Genomic DNA, 20,719 nt, shown 5'->3' on the forward strand with positions numbered 1-20,719 from the left:
AAGGTGGGATTCGAGGCATGGATGATGTTGGCCCCGTTCAACGTGCCGGAGGCCGGGATCACCGGATTCAGCGGGCTTTCGGTCCAGGGGCCGTCCAACGATTTGGCCGTGGCAAGACCGACCTCCTGCATGGAACCGTTTTCATCGTTGTAGCGGTTGAGCAGGAAAACCAGAACGTAGGTGTCGCCCACCTTGGAAATCTGCGGATTATGATAGCTGGCTTCATCGCTCGCAAACACGTTGCCGAGCAGCGTGTAGGGGCCCTCCAGTCCGTCGGCCACCCAGTGGACGATCTTGCTGTTCCTGATCCAGCTGCCATCTTTGGGGATGACCGAATTGAAGATGTGCAGCCGGCCCGCTTCGTCGTAGATCGGCGCCATGCCCCAGGTCCAGGACCCGGCCTCGGCCTCCAGGATATATTTCCCCGGCACCTGCGCCTGGCAGAACGCCGACACTTCGATTCCCGAAGCGCGGTCGCACGCTCCCCCCGCCAGCAGCGCGGCCAGCGCAATACAACCCCATGTTTTCATCTTTGATTCCTTGTCCTGGTTCGCGATTCAACGATTCATGTTGTACAGAATAGGTGATTCGGCGGGGCTGGGTATCCCCATTATTGGGGATACGCCGCGCCCCGCGGCTCCCAGGGGCCTGCCGCGGATTACTGCAGGCCGTTGTTGACCCTGCCCGTGTACTTTTTCTGTTCCCAGGGAACGGAGCGGTCGAAGAGCGTGCCGTACTGCCGGTAATTGTTATGCTCCACCGCCTGTTGATTCCACTGCGCGAGCTCGGCATCGTATTTCACGCGCATTGCCTTGAGCATCGGTTCCGCTTCCGGGTTGTTGGCCAGGTTATTCATTTCCAGCGGGTCCTTGGTCAAGTGGTAGAGCTCTTCAACGGGTTTCATTTTCGCATCGCCATACCACCAATAGGTGTACTTCAACTCCTTGGTCAGCACCGTCAGGCATTGTGTCGGCACCCGTCCCCAGGCATTGATGAAGGCCATTTGCTCGCGGACATCCGCCGCCGGATTCTTCAGCAACGGCAACAGGCTGACCCCGTCCATGTTTTCCGGGACGGGCAGACCGGCCAGCTCCAGAATGGTCGGCGCAAAGTCGATGTTGCCCGTCAACGCCGGGCTGCGAAGCTTCTTTCCGGCCGTCGGGCAACGCGGATCATAGATCAGCAGCGGCGAACGGGCGGCCTCTTCCATCGGCAACACTTTCGATGCGTAGCCGTGGGCGCCGCAGATAAAGCCGTTGTCGCTGGTGTAGATGATGACGGTATTGTCGGCCACGCCCTGGGCGGCGAGCTCGTCGCGGATCATTCCGATGGCGACATCGATGGCATAAACCTGCTGGTAATACTTCGCCATGACCCCGTCGTAGTCCTTGTCGTAATCCCACCCTTCGAACCGCGGATACTGCCGGCCCTGCTTGCTCTGCACCGACATGTGCTCGCCCGCCTCGCGCCCGAAGTTCGCCGGCTTGGTCATCTTTTTCCCGGCGTAGACGTCGTCGAAACGCGGGTCCGGGGTAACGGGCCGATGGGCCGCCTTGAAGCTGATCGAAAGACAGAAGGGTTTCTGCTGCTTCACCGCTTCGCGGATCGCATCCCGCCCGAACGCGCCGTACGACAAGGTGGAGTGCGGATACTCCTCGGCATACTTGGCCATGGATTTGTTTTTGATGGTCTCATAAAAGGTTTGTCCCGGGCCGCCGCCCCACAGATCGAAATCTTCGGGACACAGCCCCTGGTTCCGGCCGTCGACTTTAAACCCGAATTTGCCGGCGAACGCCGTGAAATAGCCCGCTTCGCGCAACAGGACCGGGTAGGACTTCTGCCAGATCTCCGGTTTCATGTCTCCATGGTCGAAATTCGTTCCCGTTTTGTATTCATACATCCCGGTCATCACGGTGGCGCGGCTGGCCATGCAGATCGAGGTCGTGTTGTAGTGCCGGTCGAAGACCATGCCCTCCGCCCCCAGCTTGTCCATGTTCGGCGTAATTACATCGGGATTGCCATAGCAACCAACCGAGCCATAATTCTGGTCGTCCGCCATCAGGTAAATGATGTTCGGTTTCCCGGAAGCCGCCTGACTCGCCACTCCGGCGAAACAGGTAAGCGACAAAAGGACGGCGTTGAATGCAACCGGCATCCCGCCATTCCTCGTTCCAACTTTAATCTTCATTGCCATGCTCCTTGTTTATTTTCTTAGATTCCGTTTTCGCGTTGCGCGCCCCATCTTCGGCCGAAGCTATACGATTCGAAACCGCTGAATATGCCATATCGAATGTGCGAATAGAATCCCTTTTGCCAAGTTGTGCTTTGCCATGGGACCCCGTTCCTATTCCCCGGAAGCGATCGTGAACGACCAGACATCGCCCTCCTCGACCGAACCGTTTTCCAGCAGAGTGTCCACGCGCCAATAGTAGGTTCTTCCCTTCTTGAGCCGATACTTGTCCGACACGTTGAAGATGTTCTGCGGCGCTTCGACGACCGCCATGCCCTTCAGCCGATCCGGGCTCTCGCCAAAATAGATGCCGGCTTTCACGCCGCCCAGGCCGATCAGATACATCAGATCGGCATCCAGCGGAACATCCACGCCTCCATCCCTCGGAACCGGCATGGAGGCCCGCGCCAATTGCCGTCCGGGAATCCAATAGACCTCGTCGCCAAATTCATAGGCGCCGATGTCGGGCGCCTTCCCCACGTAGCCCGCCGTGACATCGATCGTTTTGCCTTTGACCGAACATTTGACGGGGATGCCCTGGTCCACCAATTCCGCGGCATCGGCGCGCGGGCGAAAGTCCCAGTTGTCCGGATCGCGCAGCAGTTCGCGCACCCGCTTCCGGTTCTTTCCCCCGGCATAGTTGTGGGAGGCGGCCCCGGGAACCGGCTTGTCGAGGAACTCCTGGGCGGCATTGTTGCGCGTCGTGGTGTTGGCGTTGCCTCCGGACCCCGTATCCACGTTCAGGTCGCTGTTGCCGTCGACGGCGAGGTTGTTGTAGACCTCGTGGTAATCGCCCTTGATATGCATGCCGTCCCCGTTCGAGGGCGAATGGCGCCGGATGCCCGACATGCAGACGTTGCGGTACACGTTGGCGTGAACCCCCTGAAGCGGCTTGTTGTTGCCGTCGTAGCGAAAGTCCCTTTGCCCGTTGTCGATGAACCAGTTGTAGCGGGCCACGGACTCCTTCACGTGTTCATGGGGCGAATACATCGAGGTTCCATCCGTATGCAGCAGGCCGCAACGGGTATGGAAATTATATTCGCACAGCGTCGCGGGGACCGCTTCGGGTTCGTATCCGTTCGGGGTGAATCGCCGGCCGCGCTTGCCTTCGATGTAGCGGTTGACCGAAAAGCTCTGGGCGTTTCCGTTCACCGAAAGCGTATTCCGCCGGTAAACGAGATCCATCATGTTGTCCAGATTGATCGTGCTGCTCGGATTGAAGCCTTCGTTCTTCCCGTTGTCGTTGTTCACGCACGCATAGTCGTTCATGTAAAAGAGATTGTTTTCGATCGTCATGCGCTCGACGTATTGGGCCGCCAGCGCGCTGGCATCCGAATACGTGAATTCGCAGTTGTACACGGTGATGTCGCGGCAGAAATCCTCCTCGCTCCCCTTGAAGAGCGCCGTCTCCGATGGGCCCGTCGCCCCCAGCGCGCGCTTCGATGCGGCATAGTAGCGGAAAGCGCAATTCCGGATTGCAATGTGGTCCGACTTCTCGAAGCAGAACGTCGTCGCAAAGAAGTCCAGCCCGTCGAGGATCACGTGTTTGGTTTCGGCATTTCCGGTGATGGCGTAGGTCTGGACTTTGCCCTGGATCGCGCGGCCTTGCGGATTGAGTCCGTTGTCGGCCCAGAGGTAGAGGGTTCGGGTCGATTCGTCATACGCCCACTCCTGCGCCGTATCCAGCAGCGCCCGTTCCGCATTCCCAACACCCCCTTCGAAGAAATAACCGTTCGTGGTTTTGTGTTTGAATAGCCGGGGGGTGTAGTCGAACTCGGCGGAGCCTTCGGCATGGTTCTCCACAATGCGCGAAGCGGTGGCATGCGCGCCGAAATTCAGCAAGGCCACGCAGCCGTTGAAGGAAAACCCCGCATCCGCAATCGACTTGCCGTCTTTGCCCGCATCGATCACGTGGCCATTCGGCGATTCCGGCAATTGCCCGCAGCGGGCGGCCGATCGATGCCATACGGCGTCGGAGAAGGCCAACGCGTTGGGGAAACGGGCCAGCGTCATCAGCTGGCCGTCCACAAACAACTGGGTGATGTCTTCGTCCAGCTTGGTCTGGTAGACCTTGCCGCCGTCCGAGGTCCATTTGCCATCGATGGCCATGGTGCCGTCCAGCACCACCTTTTCCCCGTTGTAGGCCGTCAGCGTGATGGGCCTGCCCGGGGCCCCCGCCTTGCCGCCCAGATCGATTGTTTCGCGGTAGACCCCCGCGCGGATATGGCAGGTGTCGCCGGACCACATTTTGTCCACCGCATGCTGGATCGTGGCGAACGGTTGCTTCAGGGTTCCCAGGTTCCGGTTGTCGCCCGTCGGCGCAACATAATATTCCGCCGCCATCGCCGAAGCACTTCCGGCCAAGATTATACTCAAAACGCTCCGGATCATTTTCACGTCTTTACCGTCGCCCTGTTTCGCGGCATCGCGGTCCTGCAAAGGACCGTGGTTAATAGCTCAGCTTTCCGCCGGACTTCGGCTTCTGTTTTTCGCCTTCCCACCAATCGCGCGGGCCTTCCGCTTCGATCTCCTTCCAGAGCTTGACGAGGATTTTTTTCATCTCCTCCGTTTTTTCCGGCATCTGCTGCGCCAGGTTGTTTTCTTCCTGCGCGTCGTTGGGGATGTCGTAGAGCTCGAACGCGGTCATCGTATCGTTGGCCACCAGCTTCCAGTTGTCGATCCGCATGGCGAGCCGATCCTCCGGCGGCGAAACATGCGTGCGCCAGAAAAGCGGCGTCTTGCGCGCTACCGGCTTGCCTTCAAAGGCCGGCAGCATGCTGACCCCGTCGATCGTCCGGTCGGTCGGCTGCGGAATCCCGCAGACCGCGAGCACGGTGGAAAAGATGTCCGAACCAATGACGGGCACATCGCTGACGGTTCCCGGTTCGATATGCCCGGGCCAACGCACCACGCCCGGCACCCGGATTCCGCCCTCGTAGTCGTTGCGCTTTCGGCCGCGCAGTCCACCGGTCGAGCCGCCGGTCGCACCGCCTTTGCCTTCGGGACCGTTGTCGGATGTGAAGATGATCAGGGTGTTCTCGCTCAGTCCCCGCTCTTCGAGCGCGTCCAAAAGCGCTCCGAGCGCGAAGTCCAGCTGGGTAATGTTGCCCAAGTGCTTCGCATTCCGATCGCCTTCGTAGAGGCTCGAGAAACGCGGGTCCGTCGCGACCGGGGCATGCGGTTCGTGGAACCAGACCGACAGCGCGAATGGCTTCGAAGGATCGCGCACCTCGTCCAGCCAATGGATTCCTTCGTGCGCGACAATCGGCGCGGAATAGCCCTCCAGCTCCCCGGCCGGCTCCCCGTTGCGCACGAAGTTGTTCGGGTTCTTATGGCTGGGGGCGGCATTGTTGTGCGTGTAGAACCAGTAGTCGTACCCGTGGTCGCCCGGCTGGGGAAACTCGGGATTGTTGAACTGGTTTTTCGAAAGCAGGTGCCACTTGCCCACATGGCAGGTTTCGTAGCCCGCCGCGCGCAGCAGTTCGGGATAGGTGGTTTCGCTGGCGCGAAGATGCGACGGACCGTTCCCGGAAAGATGCCGCCACACCCCGTTGCGATACGGCGTGCGCCCCGTGAGAATGGCGGAGCGCGAAGGCGAGCAGACGCCGCATGCCGAATAGCATTGCGTAAACCGCACCCCTTGCGATGCGAGCTTGTCGATGTTGGGGGTAATCATCTTTTCGTTGCCATTGCAGCGCACGTCCCCCCACCCCATGTCGTCGGCCAGAAAGACCACGATATTCGGACGCTCCGCACCAACTACGGCCGATGCAACCACAAAACCCATACAAAGGAAGACGCCTAGGCTTCCGCATTTTTTCTTCATCGAATAGTTCTCCATTTAGCCCGCGGTGCCTTCGTCGAAAGCGGGCGGGGTGGTTTGCTAGTTTTTCACCGTGATACGGAATCCGTTGATGATCTGCCCCGGCAGCTTTTTCGGCAACGGGATGGTCAATCCATCCACCGAGCGGTTCCATTCAAGCGGCTCATCGCTGCCCATCAGCTCGAGGGAAGCAATTTCCTGCTCCAGCACTCCGCCGAGCGCCAGCGTCTTGATGACGATATCCTGCGTCGGAGGCGCCAGCACGAAGGCGTAGAGCACGCCGTCCTTGGTGGTGAAACGGATGTCCGCTTGCGAGAACTCCTGGTGGTTTTCGCCCTGGCGGCCGTCTTTCACCTCCAACGGACCCTCGCCGAAGGTCTTCCACGGACGGGAACCATAGATGCCCTCGCCATTGATCTTCAGAACGTCGCCGAAGGCGATGAGATAGTCGGCCTGATTTTCCGGCAGGGTGCCATCGCCGCGCAGGGCAATGTTGAGCATGACGATCCCGTTCTTGCTGATGGCATCGACCCCATTGGCGACCATCACCGGAATGGTCATTTTATTGACGGCCGTTGCACGGTAGAACCAGCCGCCGGATAGGTCGGTCGCCCACATCCAGGGGATTTCCTTGATTTCGCCGGCGCCGCCGCGCTCCAGGTTGTAGGTGAAGGCCTTGCGGTCCAACTCGGGATTCTTGGTGGAGAAGACGACGGTTTGCTTGCCGTCGTTTTCCTGCAGATCGCGGTTGATGTATTCCGAAATGAATTTGGGGAACTCCGCTTTGGGGTATGAGCCGCAGTCATGGTTGAACATGTCGGGGTCGTATTTTTCGACGATCTCCCAACAGCGGGCATACCAGTGTTCGTTCCAGATGTCCTGTTCGGCGAAGCCTTTGGGGGAATAATCCATGTTGAAGAGCTTCCACTCCAGCGTTCCCTCTTTCTGGTATTTGCGGGCCGGACTGAACCATCCCGGCGACCAGTAGAGATGGGTGGAGATGCCGAACTTGAGGCCGTATTTGGTTGCGGCCGCTTTCCACTCCTTGAGGGTGTCGCGATGCGGACCCATATCGACGGAGTTCCAGGGGTGGAAGGAGTCATACATGTCGAAATTGTCGTGGTGACACGCCACGGGCATGATGAAGCGCGCACCGTTCTCCTTAACAAATGCAACCAGGGCGTCCGGATCCCACTTTTCGCCCTTGAACAGCGGGATCATTTTTTCGTACCCGAATTCCTCCGGCGGCCCATACCGCTGGGTGTGCCACTCGCACAACTCCTTGGCGATCTTCTTTCCGCCGCCGTACATGTTTTTGCCATACCACGACCCGTCGTTCGGACGGTCTTCATCGACTGCGGAAGGAATTCCCCAATGGAACCACACGCCGATTTTTCCATCCACGAGCCATTCCGGCACCTGGTAGTTCGCCGCCAGCGACTCCCAGGTCGGCTCGATCGGCGCCGCAGAAGCCGCTCCGCCCAACAACGCCGCCACACACACCATTCGCTTAATCATCTTGATATCGATCCCTTGCGATTCGCCATAAAAAGTTCCGTTCCGCACTCCGAACAAGACCGCTCGCGGATTCTTTTGTCCCCGGTACATCCATACGGTTCGAACGTACCGTTTCCACAAGTGATCGCATTGTATGCAATCCCGCCACTTTGCGTATCCCTATTTTATAGGACCCCCGGAAACCGTTTCATGATCCCCCGGCGCGAGCCGCCAGAGAGGCACCGACTGAAACCTGAACATATCCACGCATGATTCGGAGTCGGAGGATTGCGGCGCTCGGAGGGCATCATTCCGCCATGAACAAAAAATGCCCCCCGGAATCTTCCGGGAGGCCATCCATTGAATCAGCCAATAATCTTAGCTAAACCGTTTCTTTATCCACATAAAGCCGAGCCCGCTCAATCCGACCAGCGTCAGTGCAGCCGGTTCAGGGATGGCTTCGAGCGTCACGGCATTGATGCCTTTGTTACCTTGGTCATCTTGGCCATAGGCGACAAAATGGAACGATTTGTTGAAATCAAATACCGCAATGTTTTTAGACCCTTGATTAACGCCGTCGATCGACCACGCGAAATCCGCTCCGCCCGATCCATCAGGGGCGACAGTCATTGCGACTTCGAAATCGGTTGATGAAGGGCCAAGCAAGCCCGATGCATTGTCCAGATTCGTCACGCTTGAACCATCCGTGAAGGCGTAGTTCCCATTGTCCGGGTTCACGCCGAAGCTATAAACATTGGTGTCTCCCGAAAACGGATGAAAGCCGCTATAGGTGGAGAGATCCGTGTCATCGCTCACCAAGCCGAAGGAGAGAGAGCTTGCCCCAAGCGTACTGGTCCAAAAATAATCGACCGTTAGCTTAAAGCCTTGCGATGACTGAAAGGTATTGTCCGTATAGGCGATGGCCCGATTTAGATAATGGGTGTTGGCGCTTGTTACAAACTGCAAAACGCCCGTATCGTCCCAAGAGTGTTGACGGATCGTTCTGCTGGTCAGCCCACCGCCGACGCCAGCATTAACGCCCAGCCCATCCTCTCCAAAGTTGTCCTGATAGATGATCGCCGCCTGCACGCCCACCGACGCCAGCAGGCAAACAACTAGAAGGGCTATAATTTTTTTCATTTTTTCTCCTTTGTAGATTCGGGAAACCCCTTGTTTTCCCAATTGTTTTATTTCTAAAAGTCGGTTTTCAACCGGAAAGGGTACGGCGTACTGCCGTACCCTCACCCACATTTATTCGCTCAGCTTGAAGAACAGCTGGGGTTCGCTGCCTATGGCATTGGTCGAAGGCGAAGTGGCCCCCGGAATCGCAACACCCCATTTCGGGTATACGAGGTTGGCATTGGTCAGCACGTCATAGGAGACATTGCCTTCCCAGCTAAACACCAGGTTGCCGCCGGAGACCCCGAGAGCAACGTCGGGCACGCCGCCCGGCTTGATGTTGATGCTGAAGTCGGCCAGATACAAATTCCATCGCAGCGCGAAGGAACTGGGGACCCCACCGAGATCCGCCGAGGTTACGTACAGCGGGTTGCTTTCGGCCAGAACGCCGTTGATGGCATACTGCGTGGCATTGAACCGGGTTGCAAACAACGCGCTTGCTCCTTCGCCGATGACGACCTGGTGGCCATAACTGTTGTTGGTCTCTCGATAGGTAACCCCCGTGAAACGGTTCAGCGAAGCGAGGGTCAAACTCTGACTCGCGGAAACACTGAGGTTCTGGACCGTGAGCGCCAAGGTTTCCCCGGCTTGCATCAATCCGTCGGCAACGGCCCATCCATTCGCGTTGAGGGTAACCGAAACATCGTTCGTTCCGATGGCCGCGGATCCTTTGTACGCATTCACGTCCGTATCGGAAGCGATGAAGGTCGTGCTGGCCGTACTGCCGTTCAGGGCCTCGACCCGTACGTCGAAGGTCAACGTGTCGTTGACGGCATCCCCGTCGAAATCCGCGCCCGTGTAAGTTACCGAATAGATATAATCGTTGCCCGAGGCAACGCCCTCAACGACCAGGTTGCTGGTGCTCCCGCCAACCTTCAACGTGTTGTTCGAGGTTGCCAATCCCGTGCCGAGATCGGTAAAGGAAAGATTCACGCCGGCGGGCTCGACCCAAATCCTGACCGTGGCCGGATCGCTGCTGCGTACGCCGTCGCTGACCGTGAACGTAAAACCGTCCGCCCCTTCATGGTTCGCATCCGGGGTATAGGTCAGGGTAGGCGCCGTGCCGCTCAGCGTCCCGTGGGCCGGGGCCGACACGGCATAGGTCAGGTTGCTGCCTTCCGGATCGTTGCCGCTCAGCGTAATCACGGCGTTGGTTCCATATTCGAGAATGACCTGCTGCGAATTCGCACGGGGAACATAGTTCGTTACCGAAATCGTAATGGTGGCCGGGGCGCTGTCCGCCAGACCATCGTTGACCAGGAACGTGAAGCTGTCGAGACCTTCATAGCCCGCATCCGCCGTGTAGGTTAGATCCGGCAGCGCGACGTTTGTCGCCAACATGCCGTGGACCGGGTTTGAAAGTACCGCATAGGTCAGGTTGCTGGGGCCGTCCGTATCGCTGCCGCTCAGCGTGATCGCCAATGTGGAGCCGGGTGACACCGCCAAACTTTGCGCCGTGGCGACCGGCAACTCATTCGACACCGAGATCGACACCGTAGCCAGCGCACTTTCATCCAGCCCATCGAAGACTTTGAAGGTCAATCCATCGGTTCCCGCAAAGCCCGAGTCCGGCGTGTAGACCAAATCCGGCGCGGTTCCCGAGAGCATGCCGTTGGTCGGCGAACCCACGACCGTATAGGTCAGGTTGCTGGGGCCGTCCGTATCGCTGCCGCTCAGCGTGATGCCCAGTGCGGTATCGGGCAAGGTCTGTACGCTTTGCGAATCGGCGATGGGCGCGTCATTCGGCGCCACCGTGATCGAAACGGTGGCCAGGTCGCTATCGAGCCCCCCGTCGTTGACGATGAAGGTAAAGCCGTCTGCGCCTTCAAAACCCGCATTCGGAGTGTAGATCACATTCGGAATCGAGCTGACGTCCAGCGTACCGTTGGTCGGATGATCCACGATCGTATAGCTCAGGCTACCGCCCTCTGGATCGAAGCCGGTCAGCGTGATGTCCCACGCCGTGTCGGGGTACACCTTGACCTGCTGCGAATCGGCGATGGGAGCCGCATTGCCGAGTGCATTCAGGGATACGGAATTGATCCCTTTGTCACCTTGGTCGTCCTGGCCATACGCGACAAAGCGGAAGGTTTTGTTGAAATCAAATACCGCAATGTTGTTGGTCCCCTGATTCGCGCCGTCGATCGACCAGGAGCAATCCGCCCCGCCCAACCCATCGGGAACGATGTACAGAACAACCACGAAATCCTTGGAGGTTGATGGCCCCAGCAAGCTGGATGCATTGTCCAGATTCGTCACGCTTGAACCATCCGTAAAGGCGAAGTTCCCATTGTTGGCGTTCACGCCGATGCTGTAAACGGAAGAATCCCCCGAAAACGGATGAAAGCCGCTATAGGTGGAGAGATCCGTGTCATCGCCTACCAAACCGAAGGAGAGGGCACTTGCGCCTCCATCACTGGTCCAAAAATAATCGACCGTCAGCTCAAACCCCTCCGTTGACTGAAACCCATTCTCCGTATAAGCGATGGCCCGATTCTGGTAGTGGGTGTTGGCGCTTGTTACAAACTGCAAGACGCCCGTATCGTCCCAAGAGTGTTGCCGAATCACGTTACTTTGCAGCCCGCCACCGACGCCACTCGTATTAACGCCCAGCCCATCCTCGTCAAAGTTATCCTCATAGATAACCGCCGCTTGAGCGGTTCCGGCCAGCAGGACCCCCGCCAGCACCGTCGTCATTCCCAACCAACTTTTCCTCATCTTCCCGTCCTCCGTTTAGGGTTGTCTCCCGTGTGTGCGACCCAGCGCCACGATATGCGCCTGTTTTACGAGTCTTTCTTGAATTTACTCGGTCCAGAACAGCTGTCTATCCCCATTTTATAGGACACGGCCCATGCTATTTTTAACTCGGTCGATCGGGACATGTGGTTCGCCTTCCCCCTCCCTATGAAAAATAATTCATACTCGAAAATCCCCAAACCGGGATCCGCTACTCCTGCCGGATCCTGAGCCGAAAGAACTTGGCAAGACCCTCGTCCGCATAGCGATTGGTGACGGTTTCGTAGCCATCAACTGCGGGGCCGACGAAGATTTGGTCCTGCATATTGGTACACGCAACGGAATCGACTAGATTCGTGGTGTCGATCAGCAGATAGGTCAGCCCTTGCTCGGCATGGTCCGTCCGACGGTTGTGGACAAACTCGAAATAGTTCGTTCCTCCCTCAACCACCGGGGCAAAGAATTCCTTCGATCCGGCATCTGCGCGGGTCGGGTTCATGCCAAGGGCATATTCCGCCAGGTTGTCGTAGCCGTCACCGGCACCGCCGTTCTCGGCATCGGTGCCGAATTGCGCGTTGTCGCCGGTCAGACCATAGCCGGCCGCCCAGCTGGGATAACTGTCGTATTTCAACAATTCCAGTGCCACATCCTGGATCGATTTTCCATTTCCATTGTCATCCTGGCCATAGACGACCACGCGGTAGCGTTTAGTCAGATCAAAGCCTTCTGCAATGGTTCCAGAAGCCTCCACCGTGCCATTGATCGAATAGCTCCAGACGCCGCCTTGCCGAATTTCGATGTCGACCCGGGTCGATTTCTTCGTGGCGAATTGGACGTTGTCGCCCGACTGATCCAGGTTCGTGCATGCCGTTCCGTCTGTGAAATTCAGCCCTTGCTTCTCCGTGCCGCCATGGGTCGTCAGGTTTGCTCCTAGGCTATATACATCCGTCTGGCCCTTAAACGGATTGCTGGCAAAGCCGGTCAATTCGGTTTCATCGCTGACCAATCCAAAGGAAAAGTTATTCGCCCCTCCATCGTCTAGAAGGCCGATCGTATAGTAGACCGTCAGTCTAAATCCCCCGGCCGATTGGTAGGAACTGGTCGAATAAAGGATCGCTGAACGGTCATAACTAGTGCCGACGCTGTCATAAATCCAGGAGGTCACCGTTCCATAATCATCGGTTACCGGATCCCAATAGGCACTCTTGGCAACGGTTCTGCTGCTCATGGGAATCATTCCGACGGTATCGAACGACCAAACCTCTCCGGTCTCAACGGAGCCGTCGGCCAGCTCGGTATCGACGCGCCAATAGTAGGTTTGGTTCGGTTCCAACCCTGGGGCTTCGGCGAATTCCACGATGTTCTGCGGGTCTTTCCGGGTGGCGGCGAATTCCAACTGGTCTGGGCTCGACCCAACGTAGATATGGGCCCGCGCGCCTCCTAGGCCGATAAGATACATCAGGTCGGCATCGATCGGAACCGCCACGGCTGCGTTCTTCGGAACCGGCATGGAGGCCTGTGCTTCCTGACGGCCCGGAATCCAGTACGAATCCTTCCCGAATTCATAGGCGCCAATATCCGGCGCATCACCGAGGAATCCTGCCGTCACGTCAAACGCTACGCCATTAACGGTGCACGTGACATTGGTACCCTGATCAATGAGTGCGGTGGCGGTCGCCCGCGGGCGAAAATCCCAGTTGTCCGCATCACGCAACTGGCTGCTCATCTTAAACGATTCTTTCTGGGCAGCGACGTTGTTGGAATCGTCCCCTGGGAGTCCCCAGTCATTCTCGTTGCGATGATAGGTGCTGTTCGTCGTGCTGAACCACGCTTCGCTCGTGAAATAATCGGGATTGGAGGCCTGCTCCAAATAGTCATCCAGCAGGTCGGCGGCATTATTACGCGAGGTTGAATGTGCATTGCCCCCTTTGCCGATGGAAACCTCAACCGATGACCATTTTCCAATGCCGGTATTATTGTACACCTCGTGGTTATCCCCCTTGAGATGACACCCATCACCGACCGCGACGGCCTTGATCAGCGTCGACATGGCGACATTGCAGTAAAAGTTCGCATTGGTGCCGAGCAAGGGGTCGTTCCACCCGTCCCATCTGAAGTCCCGTTCATAATTTCCAATAAACCAATTGTAACGGGCGACGGATTCGACCACATCATCGTGCGGCATATAAATGGAAGATCCGTCTCCCTGCTTGCGCGCACAATCCGTATGGAAATTATACTCAATCGTTACCGGCCTGATGGGACCGGTTTTATACCGATTGGCCGACATACCCTGCCCTGCTCCGGCCGTCTTCATCGTATTCCTCCGGTAGACCAGATCCTGCGCATTGTTCATTTGAACCGCCGCAAAAACATCGATGTTCGCAAAATCAATCTCGCTAAAAAGATTGTTTTCGATGAGCATGTTTTCCACATATTTACCGACCAGCCCAGCGCCGTCCGCATAACGAAATGCACAGTTATATACCGTGATATCCTGACAAAAATCCGATTCTTCCCCGATGAACGAAGCCGTCACCGACGCGCTGATATCCCCGAGTGCACGTTTTGATGCCACATAATAGTCAAAGTCACAATTTTGGATCGTGATATCGTCGGAGGAAGCAAACGCCACAGTCGTTGCCCAGAAATCCAAGCCGTCGATGACGATATGCCGGGTATACGCATTCCCGACAAACGCACACTCCTGCGTCTTGCCATAGATGGCCCGCCCCGTTGGGTTCTGCCCGTCTTCGGACCACAAATATAAAGTTTTGAAGGATTCGTCATAGGCCCATTCCCCGGCCATATCCAGCATGGCGCGTTCCGCGTTGTCTTTTCCGCCCTCCATGAAATAGTAGTTCGATGTGCCGATTTTTTCCATCCAGGCAACGTTGAACGTATTGGATCCGGCCACATGATCCTTGACCAGCCGGGCATACGTAACGTGATCGGCAAAATTGCACACTGCCACGCAATCATTGAACGAGAAGCCAGCCCCCTCCAGCGTAGCGCTCGCCCCCGCATTCGGATTATCAACCACTTCAAACCGACTGCTTGATGCCACCCTTCGGCGATGCGACGCATAGCTCCACATCTGATCCGAGAAGGCCGGCGCATTGGGGAAACGCGCCAGCGTCATCAGTTTTTCCCCCACGAACAGCTGCGTTATATCCTCCGTCAGGGTGGTCTTGTAGATATTTCCCTCGTCCAGGGTCCAGCTGTTGGTGATGGCAACCGTACCGTCGAATTTCACCTCTTCATCGCCGAAGGGGGTCAACGTTATGGGGTTGCCCTCGGCACCGGCTATCCACGACAGGTCGACCGCCTCGCGATATGTCCCCCCGCGGATATAGCAGGTGTCGCCGGGCCCCATCCCATAAAGGGCATGCTGGACCGTGGCGAAGGGTTCCGCCAACGTTCCGGGGTTGGCATCATCCCCCGTGGTTGAAACATAGAAATCCTCGGCAACTTCCGGCTCGCCACTCACCGTCACCGTAAAACCGAACGAGACATTTTGGACGCCCCATTTTTCGGGGTAATGGTTGGATCCGCCGTTTTGATCCGCCGTGACAATCAGCGTATTGATCGGGGCAATGCTCCTGCTACCGTTGTTGTTCCAGGTCTCGCCAAACAGACCGCGGCCCTCGCCGACCACATACCCATGCCCATAGCTGCTGGCATTCTCCTTGAAGGAAAGTCCATCAAAACCGTTGAATTGGGCGGTTCCCACGCTTGAATAAGCCCCGAGCAATGTAAAGACGAGCGTTTCCCCGTCGCCCATGTTTCCGCCAACCGTAAATTCATCGGTGCTGATATCGACCTGCGCGTCGATGGAACCAATACTCGCCACGGCACCGTTGGTCGTGGCCGAGGAAGCGATGAGGTAATGATCAGCCACTGAGCCCGTAACCGCGGACACCTTGAATGCAAATGCAAGGGTGTCATTCGTCGCATCGCCATCAAAATCCTGGTTGGCATAGGTAACCATGTATTTATACCCGTCACCAACCACCGTCCGGCCAACCGTTATTCCATTGGTGTCATCGTCCACGTTCAGGGTGTTATCGAGCGAGTCATGGACGCTCAAATCCGCAAAACTGCACGTTGTCTCGCGCGGATCGGCCTGCACCTTTGCCGCCAGCAGCAAACAGACGGACAAACAGAATAACGTTCGCATCTCGATTATTCCCATTTTCATCATCCCCAAGGATCAATTGTTCCTGCGAACCCTGTTGCTTCAGCATCCGTGAAGTCGGCAATACCTACACCAACCTCATTCCTAAAACAGAGTACGCGAGTTATAAAATCCGGATATCCCCATTATTAAGGACACGGCAAAGTGAAAAGAACCGGAAACCGGCTGCGGCCGGGCATGGAATGCCGTTACTCAGGCAGGAAGCGGGGTGGGATTGGAAGGAGGTCGTTTCGGAGCTGCCGATGTGGTGGGCATACCCTGCATCAAGAAAGGATCACGCTGGCTCCGGGCGCACCCCTCGCTCATCGGAAAAACGCGCGCCGACGCAGCCCGAAAGAAAGCGGAGCCTCAATCGGCGAATATTCCAGATAGGACGTCTCCTGCGGAATCACGCTTTCTTGGCTTTGTAGAGCATCCAGGCGGCGAGGGTTTTGGCGTCGGCGATCTCGTTGTTGCGGATCATGGCGTCCATTTCCGCTTCCGAGAGGATGACGGTTTCAATGTTTTCGTCTTCATCGAACGCGGTCACGCCCTGCTCGCCGACCTGGGCATAGAAGATGTCGATGCGCTCGGTGCAGTAGCCGACACTCGGGAAGATCGGGCCCAGCAGCTCGATCGACCCGGCCGTATAGCCCGTCTCCTCCTTCAGCTCGCGCGCGGCGGATACCTCTTCGGCCTCGCCCGGATCGCAATTGCCCGCCACCACCTCGAAGCAGATGCGCTCCATCGCCTTGCGGAATTGGCGGATGAAGATGAAGCGCCCATCCGGCAACTGCGGGATCAGCGCCACGGCCACCCCGTGCCGGACGATCTCCCGGACCGAGCGCCGCCCGTCCACCAGTTCCACCTCCAGCACATCCACATTCAGGATGCGCCCTTCAAACACCGTCTTCGTCGATATGGTTTTTTCGTACATGTTTGGCTCCTTCATTCCTGCTTGGAACGCATCTGCTCACGATCGTGAGCAGATGCGTGCCCGGCGGTTCCGTTTAGGCGATAGACACTGCAAACGACGTTGCGCACGTATTGTTCGTCGGAAATACCGTCGGTAACTTCCTGCGGAAACTGGACGAGCGTCTGGAAGTGCTCGGCGAAGCCGCGGAAAACCTCGAGCCGCGCGGGGGTGTCGAGCTCGTTGCGGCGCATCAGGGCCGCGAGGGCCAGCGAGGCTTCGCTCGGCGTAACTTGCGAGCAGAGGCGCGCCTCCAGATAGGGATGGTCCGAAAACGAGTTGTATTTCATGCCGCCGAGCTGGCCGATGTCCGGCGGGTCGATCTTGGGTTGCCGCACCACGACGGTGCCGGCCGCGATGTCGCCCAGGCGCTGCGCACGACTGTTGAGGAGGGTGGTGACGCCGCCGACGAAATAGAACAGCGGAAGGGAATCGACGAAGCGCAGCAGGTTGCGGACGACGATCTGGTTGAAATGCAATCGGTGCCCGCCCTCGTCGACGACGCGCAGGCGCAGCAAGCGCTTCCCGAGCGTCTGGCCGTTCCACAGCCACTCCAGGCAGATGCCGTACCCGACGGTGACGGCAAAATAGACGATGATCGAAAGGGCCATCACAAAATCGACGTTGACGACCGCGGCGAGAAGCAGCACCGACCGGATGGCCATGGTCAAGACGCCGACGGCGGTGATGTCGACCACCCAGGCGAGCATCCGGACCACGGGGCTGGCGAGCATCGACGAAAAGACGACGCCTTCCGGGGTTCGGATGTTCAAGATATGGAACTTGGTATTAATCGTCCACCTCCCCTTCGCGGCCGCTGAAGAACAGGAACGCGAACAAGAGGACGAGTTCGACCAGGCCGACGGCGATTTTCAAGCCATAGGAAAGCGCGGGTTCGTGGTCCTGCGAGAAATAGGATTCGACCAGCCCGGCCCAGACGAGGAGTACCGCCACCCCGCCGATGAGCGTCACCAGGTCCGGCCCAATGGCGCGCAGGCGCATCTTCATCGAGAGGCGGTTACCCCACCCGACCATCGCGCCGGCCAGCAGCAACCCGGCCTGCCCGGCGATCAGGATCGCGGGGATTTCGACGCTGCCATGCGGCAGCAACCAGCCCGTCAAGAAGATCCCCTCGCCGGCCATCAGATAGTCGGCGATCACCGCGCCGAGGATGGCGCCGTTGTAGAACAGCAGGACGATCGATCCAACGCCCCAACTGATCCCCAAGGCCAAAATCAGAATCGAAACCCGCGTGTTGTGCGTCATCAATTGGGCGGAAAAGGAACCCTTGCCATCGAGATCGCTCCCCGTCTTCCGTTCCTCCTTGGCCACCCGCTCGCTCGGATCGCCCTTCAAATGGCTAAAGGGCATCAGCGCCACCTTGGCGTCCGGATCGAACAGCACCGCCCCGCCGCCGAACAGCGAACCGACCACGGTGATGGCCAGCGCCAGCGAAAAGCACCGCGCGCGACGGCGGAAGGTTTGCGGGAACACCTTGAAAAACCAGTGCAACGGCCGGAACCGCATGCTGTTGGCCTGCTTTTCCTGGATCTCGCCGAAGGCGCGCGACACCAGCGACTCCAGATAGGCTTGCAGCTCCGTTTGCGTCACGAATTCGCGGATCCGGATCAGGTCCGACGACGTGCGTTCGGCGAGGTAGTGAAAGCGCTTCAGCTCCTCGAGCTCAAAGCTGCCGAAGGGCTCGCGCCCGATCCGCACGAGCAACGCCTCCAGCTCGTCCCAGACGGGCCGCTCCTTTTCGATGAAACTCTGGAGATTGATGATCATGGTTTTTCTAATTAAATAAGCTGTCGCTGCTTGATCTGCATGTATTGCGTAACGAGGTCGGCGCTGAGATGCTCGTTGTCGAGCAGGTTGAGCCGGACGCCGATGGTGTGCAAGCGAAGTTCGAGCTCGTGCAGTTTGCGCCACGCGATATGCCCGCCGAGGCGCTCGTAGAGATCGGCGACCGAGCCGGCCGGCTCGCCCGTGAACAGCGGTTCGGCGCCGGAAGGCTTCATCATATTGACGACGGTGAGATGGTGCCGGCTCAACACCGCGACGCTCTCCTTGAAACGCTCGGCCTCCGCCGCATCGTCGAGGCTCGTCAGGAAGATGAGCAGCGCGCGCTTGCGCAGCCGGGTGCGGAGGAAGGAAACCAGCTCGTCGAAATCGGGCGAGGCCTCTTCCGGCAATAGGGTGTAGAGCGCATTGCGGCAGGTGTCGAAATGCGCCTTGCCGCGCGCGGCCTTCAGGAACAGGTGCGGCTTGGATCCGAATTCGACCAGGCCGAACAAGTCGCCCTGCGATTCGGCGGCGACGGCCAGCATCAGCGCCGAGCCGATATAGCGCTCGAGCAGGGTGGCCTGCTCATCGGTGCCCGGCACCTGCACGCGCCGGGCGCTCAGGCGCGACGAGTCGAGCACCACGTAGATTTCCTGTGTGCGCTCGATCTGATAAACCTTGGTGACGGGATGTTGCCGCTTGGCAGTCGTTTTCCAGTGGATGTCCTGGTAGGTGTCGCCGGGAATATATTCGCGCAGCTTTTCGAATTCGCGGCCCTTGCCGACCTGCCGCCAGAGGTGGCCGCCGTAGTCGCCGCGGTTGAGGAACAGCGCCGCCGCGCTTTTGCGCTCGCGCCGCAGGTTGGGATAGACGCGCAGTTCGGCAACGATGGGCACCGACCGGCGCACGAGCCACAGCCCCAGGAACGACGCCGTTTCCAGGCAGCAGGCTTCGAGCGCATACTTTCCGCAGTCGGCCGGCTCCACCGTCCATCCGAGCTTGTACCAGCGGTCGGCCTTCGGCAGCTCCATCAAGAAATGTTCCTGGTCGGAGCGGATCGACGGCGGAAGCGGCACCCCGAAACGGATGGCCCGGAACGGTCGACCTTTGCTTCTGACGCGCAACGCGACGAGGCCCTCCACCCGTTTGGAAAGGCGGACGATCGCCGGGGCCTCCACCTCGATGTTGCGCAGCCGGCCGCCGCTGACGGCGGCGTCGATCAAAACAACCGCCAGCGCGCCGGCCGCCAATGCCGAACCGATCAGGAACACCGCCGGGGAAAACGCCGCCCCGACCGCATAGGGCAAAAGCACCACGGCGGCGGCCAGCAGCAATCTGTTCGACGGGACGATCAACGCGGCACCGGGATTTCCTGAAGGATTCGTTCCACGATTTCGGAGACGGTCATGCCTTCGATCTCGTATTCCGGGCGAAGGATGATGCGCAGGCAGAGGATCGGTTCGGCCATGGTCTTGATGTCGTCGGGGGTGGCGAAGTCGCGGCCCTTGATGGCGGCGTAGGCGCGGGCGGCCAGGATCAGCGCCTGCGTGGCGCGCGGCCCGGCACCGACCAGCGTGCTATCGTCGGAGCGCGTGGCGCGGACAATGGCGACGGCATAATCGACCAGCTCGTCGCGCACGGCCACGTTCTGCAGCGCGGCGCGAAGCGCGCCGAGTTCGTTGGCGGGAACCACCGCCTCGACCCCGCCCGATTCCAGCACCTTTTCGGGCGCATCGGCACCGAGGCTGCGCTTGGCCAGCTCGATCTCCTCGTCCTTTCCAAGGCAATCCATGGTGATCTTGAGCATGAAGCGGTCCTTCTGCGCTTCGGGCAACGGATAGGTTCCTTCATACTCCAGCGGGTTCTGCGTGGCGAATACGGTGAAGTCGTCCGGGAGCAGATGCGTATCGCAGTCGATCGTCACGTTGCGCTCCTGCATGGCCTGAAGCAGCGCCGACTGGGTCTTGGCCGGGGCGCGGTTGATTTCGTCGGCCAGCAGGAAGGTCGTGAAGATCGGCCCCTGGACGAGATCGAACGCATTGGTCTTCATGTTGAAGATATTGGTTCCGGTGATGTCGGCGGGCATCAGGTCGGGCGTGAACTGGATGCGGCCGAAGTCGCAACCGAGCACCTTGGCGAGCGTGCGGACCAGCAGGGTCTTCGCCACGCCGGGCACCCCTTCGATCAGCGCGTGGTTGCGCGTGACGATGGCGATGAGCGCCTTGTCGATCACGTCCTCCTGTCCAATCACCACCTTGGCAATCTCCTGCCTGGCCTTTGCCAGCGTTTCCTGAAGTTGTTCAATCGTATACGCCATGG

At 58.6% G+C, this 20,719-nt stretch carries 12 protein-coding genes and 1 pseudogene; all 13 read right to left on the minus strand.

The window, feature by feature from the left end; all coding sequences use genetic code 11:
• A pseudogene (locus tag ABYO54_RS00945) lies at window positions 1–530 on the minus strand (hypothetical protein); the annotation flags it as partial.
• Window positions 531–658: 128 nt separating this feature from the next.
• Window positions 659–2,188 (minus strand): sulfatase, encoded by a 1,530-nt coding sequence (locus ABYO54_RS00950; RefSeq protein WP_372806007.1) that lies wholly within the window; start codon window positions 2,186–2,188, stop codon window positions 659–661.
• A 156-nt stretch (window positions 2,189–2,344) separates the two neighbouring features.
• On the minus strand, window positions 2,345–4,606 hold the full coding sequence (locus tag ABYO54_RS00955) for a hypothetical protein (protein WP_372806009.1): 2,262 nt from the start codon (window positions 4,604–4,606) through the stop codon (window positions 2,345–2,347).
• Window positions 4,607–4,679: 73 nt separating this feature from the next.
• Window positions 4,680–6,056 carry a sulfatase gene (locus ABYO54_RS00960; RefSeq protein WP_372806011.1) on the minus strand — a complete coding sequence of 459 codons (1,377 nt, stop codon included), beginning with the start codon at window positions 6,054–6,056 and terminating at the stop codon, window positions 4,680–4,682.
• 57 nt (window positions 6,057–6,113) lie between these two features.
• On the minus strand, window positions 6,114–7,571 hold the full coding sequence (locus ABYO54_RS00965; protein ID WP_372806013.1) for an alpha-L-fucosidase: 1,458 nt from the start codon (window positions 7,569–7,571) through the stop codon (window positions 6,114–6,116).
• Window positions 7,572–7,928: 357 nt separating this feature from the next.
• Window positions 7,929–8,690, minus strand: coding sequence for a PEP-CTERM sorting domain-containing protein (locus ABYO54_RS00970; protein ID WP_372806014.1), 762 nt, complete (start codon window positions 8,688–8,690; stop codon window positions 7,929–7,931).
• A 111-nt stretch (window positions 8,691–8,801) separates the two neighbouring features.
• Window positions 8,802–11,447, minus strand: coding sequence for an Ig-like domain-containing protein (locus ABYO54_RS00975; RefSeq protein ID WP_372806016.1), 2,646 nt, complete (start codon window positions 11,445–11,447; stop codon window positions 8,802–8,804).
• Between the two features lie 229 nt (window positions 11,448–11,676).
• Entirely contained in the window at window positions 11,677–15,669 is a 3,993-nt protein-coding gene (locus ABYO54_RS00980; RefSeq protein WP_372806018.1) for a hypothetical protein, read from the minus strand.
• A 382-nt stretch (window positions 15,670–16,051) separates the two neighbouring features.
• On the minus strand, window positions 16,052–16,579 hold the full coding sequence (locus tag ABYO54_RS00985) for an NUDIX hydrolase (RefSeq protein WP_372806020.1): 528 nt from the start codon (window positions 16,577–16,579) through the stop codon (window positions 16,052–16,054).
• An 11-nt stretch (window positions 16,580–16,590) separates the two neighbouring features.
• Window positions 16,591–17,388, minus strand: coding sequence for an RDD family protein (locus ABYO54_RS00990; RefSeq protein WP_372806022.1), 798 nt, complete (start codon window positions 17,386–17,388; stop codon window positions 16,591–16,593).
• A gap of 16 nt (window positions 17,389–17,404) precedes the next feature.
• On the minus strand, window positions 17,405–18,403 hold the full coding sequence (locus ABYO54_RS00995) for a stage II sporulation protein M (protein ID WP_372806024.1): 999 nt from the start codon (window positions 18,401–18,403) through the stop codon (window positions 17,405–17,407).
• An 11-nt stretch (window positions 18,404–18,414) separates the two neighbouring features.
• On the minus strand, window positions 18,415–19,755 hold the full coding sequence (locus ABYO54_RS01000; protein WP_372806026.1) for a DUF58 domain-containing protein: 1,341 nt from the start codon (window positions 19,753–19,755) through the stop codon (window positions 18,415–18,417).
• Window positions 19,752–20,717: an AAA family ATPase gene (locus ABYO54_RS01005; RefSeq protein ID WP_372806028.1), complete on the minus strand. Its 966-nt coding sequence runs from the start codon at window positions 20,715–20,717 to the stop codon at window positions 19,752–19,754. Before ABYO54_RS01005 ends, ABYO54_RS01000 begins: the two co-directional genes overlap by 4 nt.
• Window positions 20,718–20,719: the final 2 nt, after the last annotated feature.

Source organism: Pontiella sp., from assembly GCF_041622395.1.
GTDB lineage: Bacteria > Verrucomicrobiota > Kiritimatiellia > Kiritimatiellales > Pontiellaceae > Pontiella.

Coding starts and splice junctions, on each gene's coding strand:
- ABYO54_RS00950 (WP_372806007.1), bottom strand. CDS start 2,188: ATGAAGATTAAAGTTGGAACGAGGAATGGCGGGATGCCGGTTGCATTC.
- ABYO54_RS00960 (WP_372806011.1), bottom strand. CDS start 6,056: ATGAAGAAAAAATGCGGAAGCCTAGGCGTCTTCCTTTGTATGGGTTTT.
- ABYO54_RS00965 (WP_372806013.1), bottom strand. CDS start 7,571: ATGATTAAGCGAATGGTGTGTGTGGCGGCGTTGTTGGGCGGAGCGGCT.
- ABYO54_RS00970 (WP_372806014.1), bottom strand. CDS start 8,690: ATGAAAAAAATTATAGCCCTTCTAGTTGTTTGCCTGCTGGCGTCGGTG.
- ABYO54_RS00975 (WP_372806016.1), bottom strand. CDS start 11,447: ATGAGGAAAAGTTGGTTGGGAATGACGACGGTGCTGGCGGGGGTCCTG.
- ABYO54_RS00980 (WP_372806018.1), bottom strand. CDS start 15,669: ATGATGAAAATGGGAATAATCGAGATGCGAACGTTATTCTGTTTGTCC.
- ABYO54_RS00985 (WP_372806020.1), bottom strand. CDS start 16,579: ATGTACGAAAAAACCATATCGACGAAGACGGTGTTTGAAGGGCGCATC.
- ABYO54_RS00995 (WP_372806024.1), bottom strand. CDS start 18,403: ATGATCATCAATCTCCAGAGTTTCATCGAAAAGGAGCGGCCCGTCTGG.
- ABYO54_RS01005 (WP_372806028.1), bottom strand. CDS start 20,717: ATGGCGTATACGATTGAACAACTTCAGGAAACGCTGGCAAAGGCCAGG.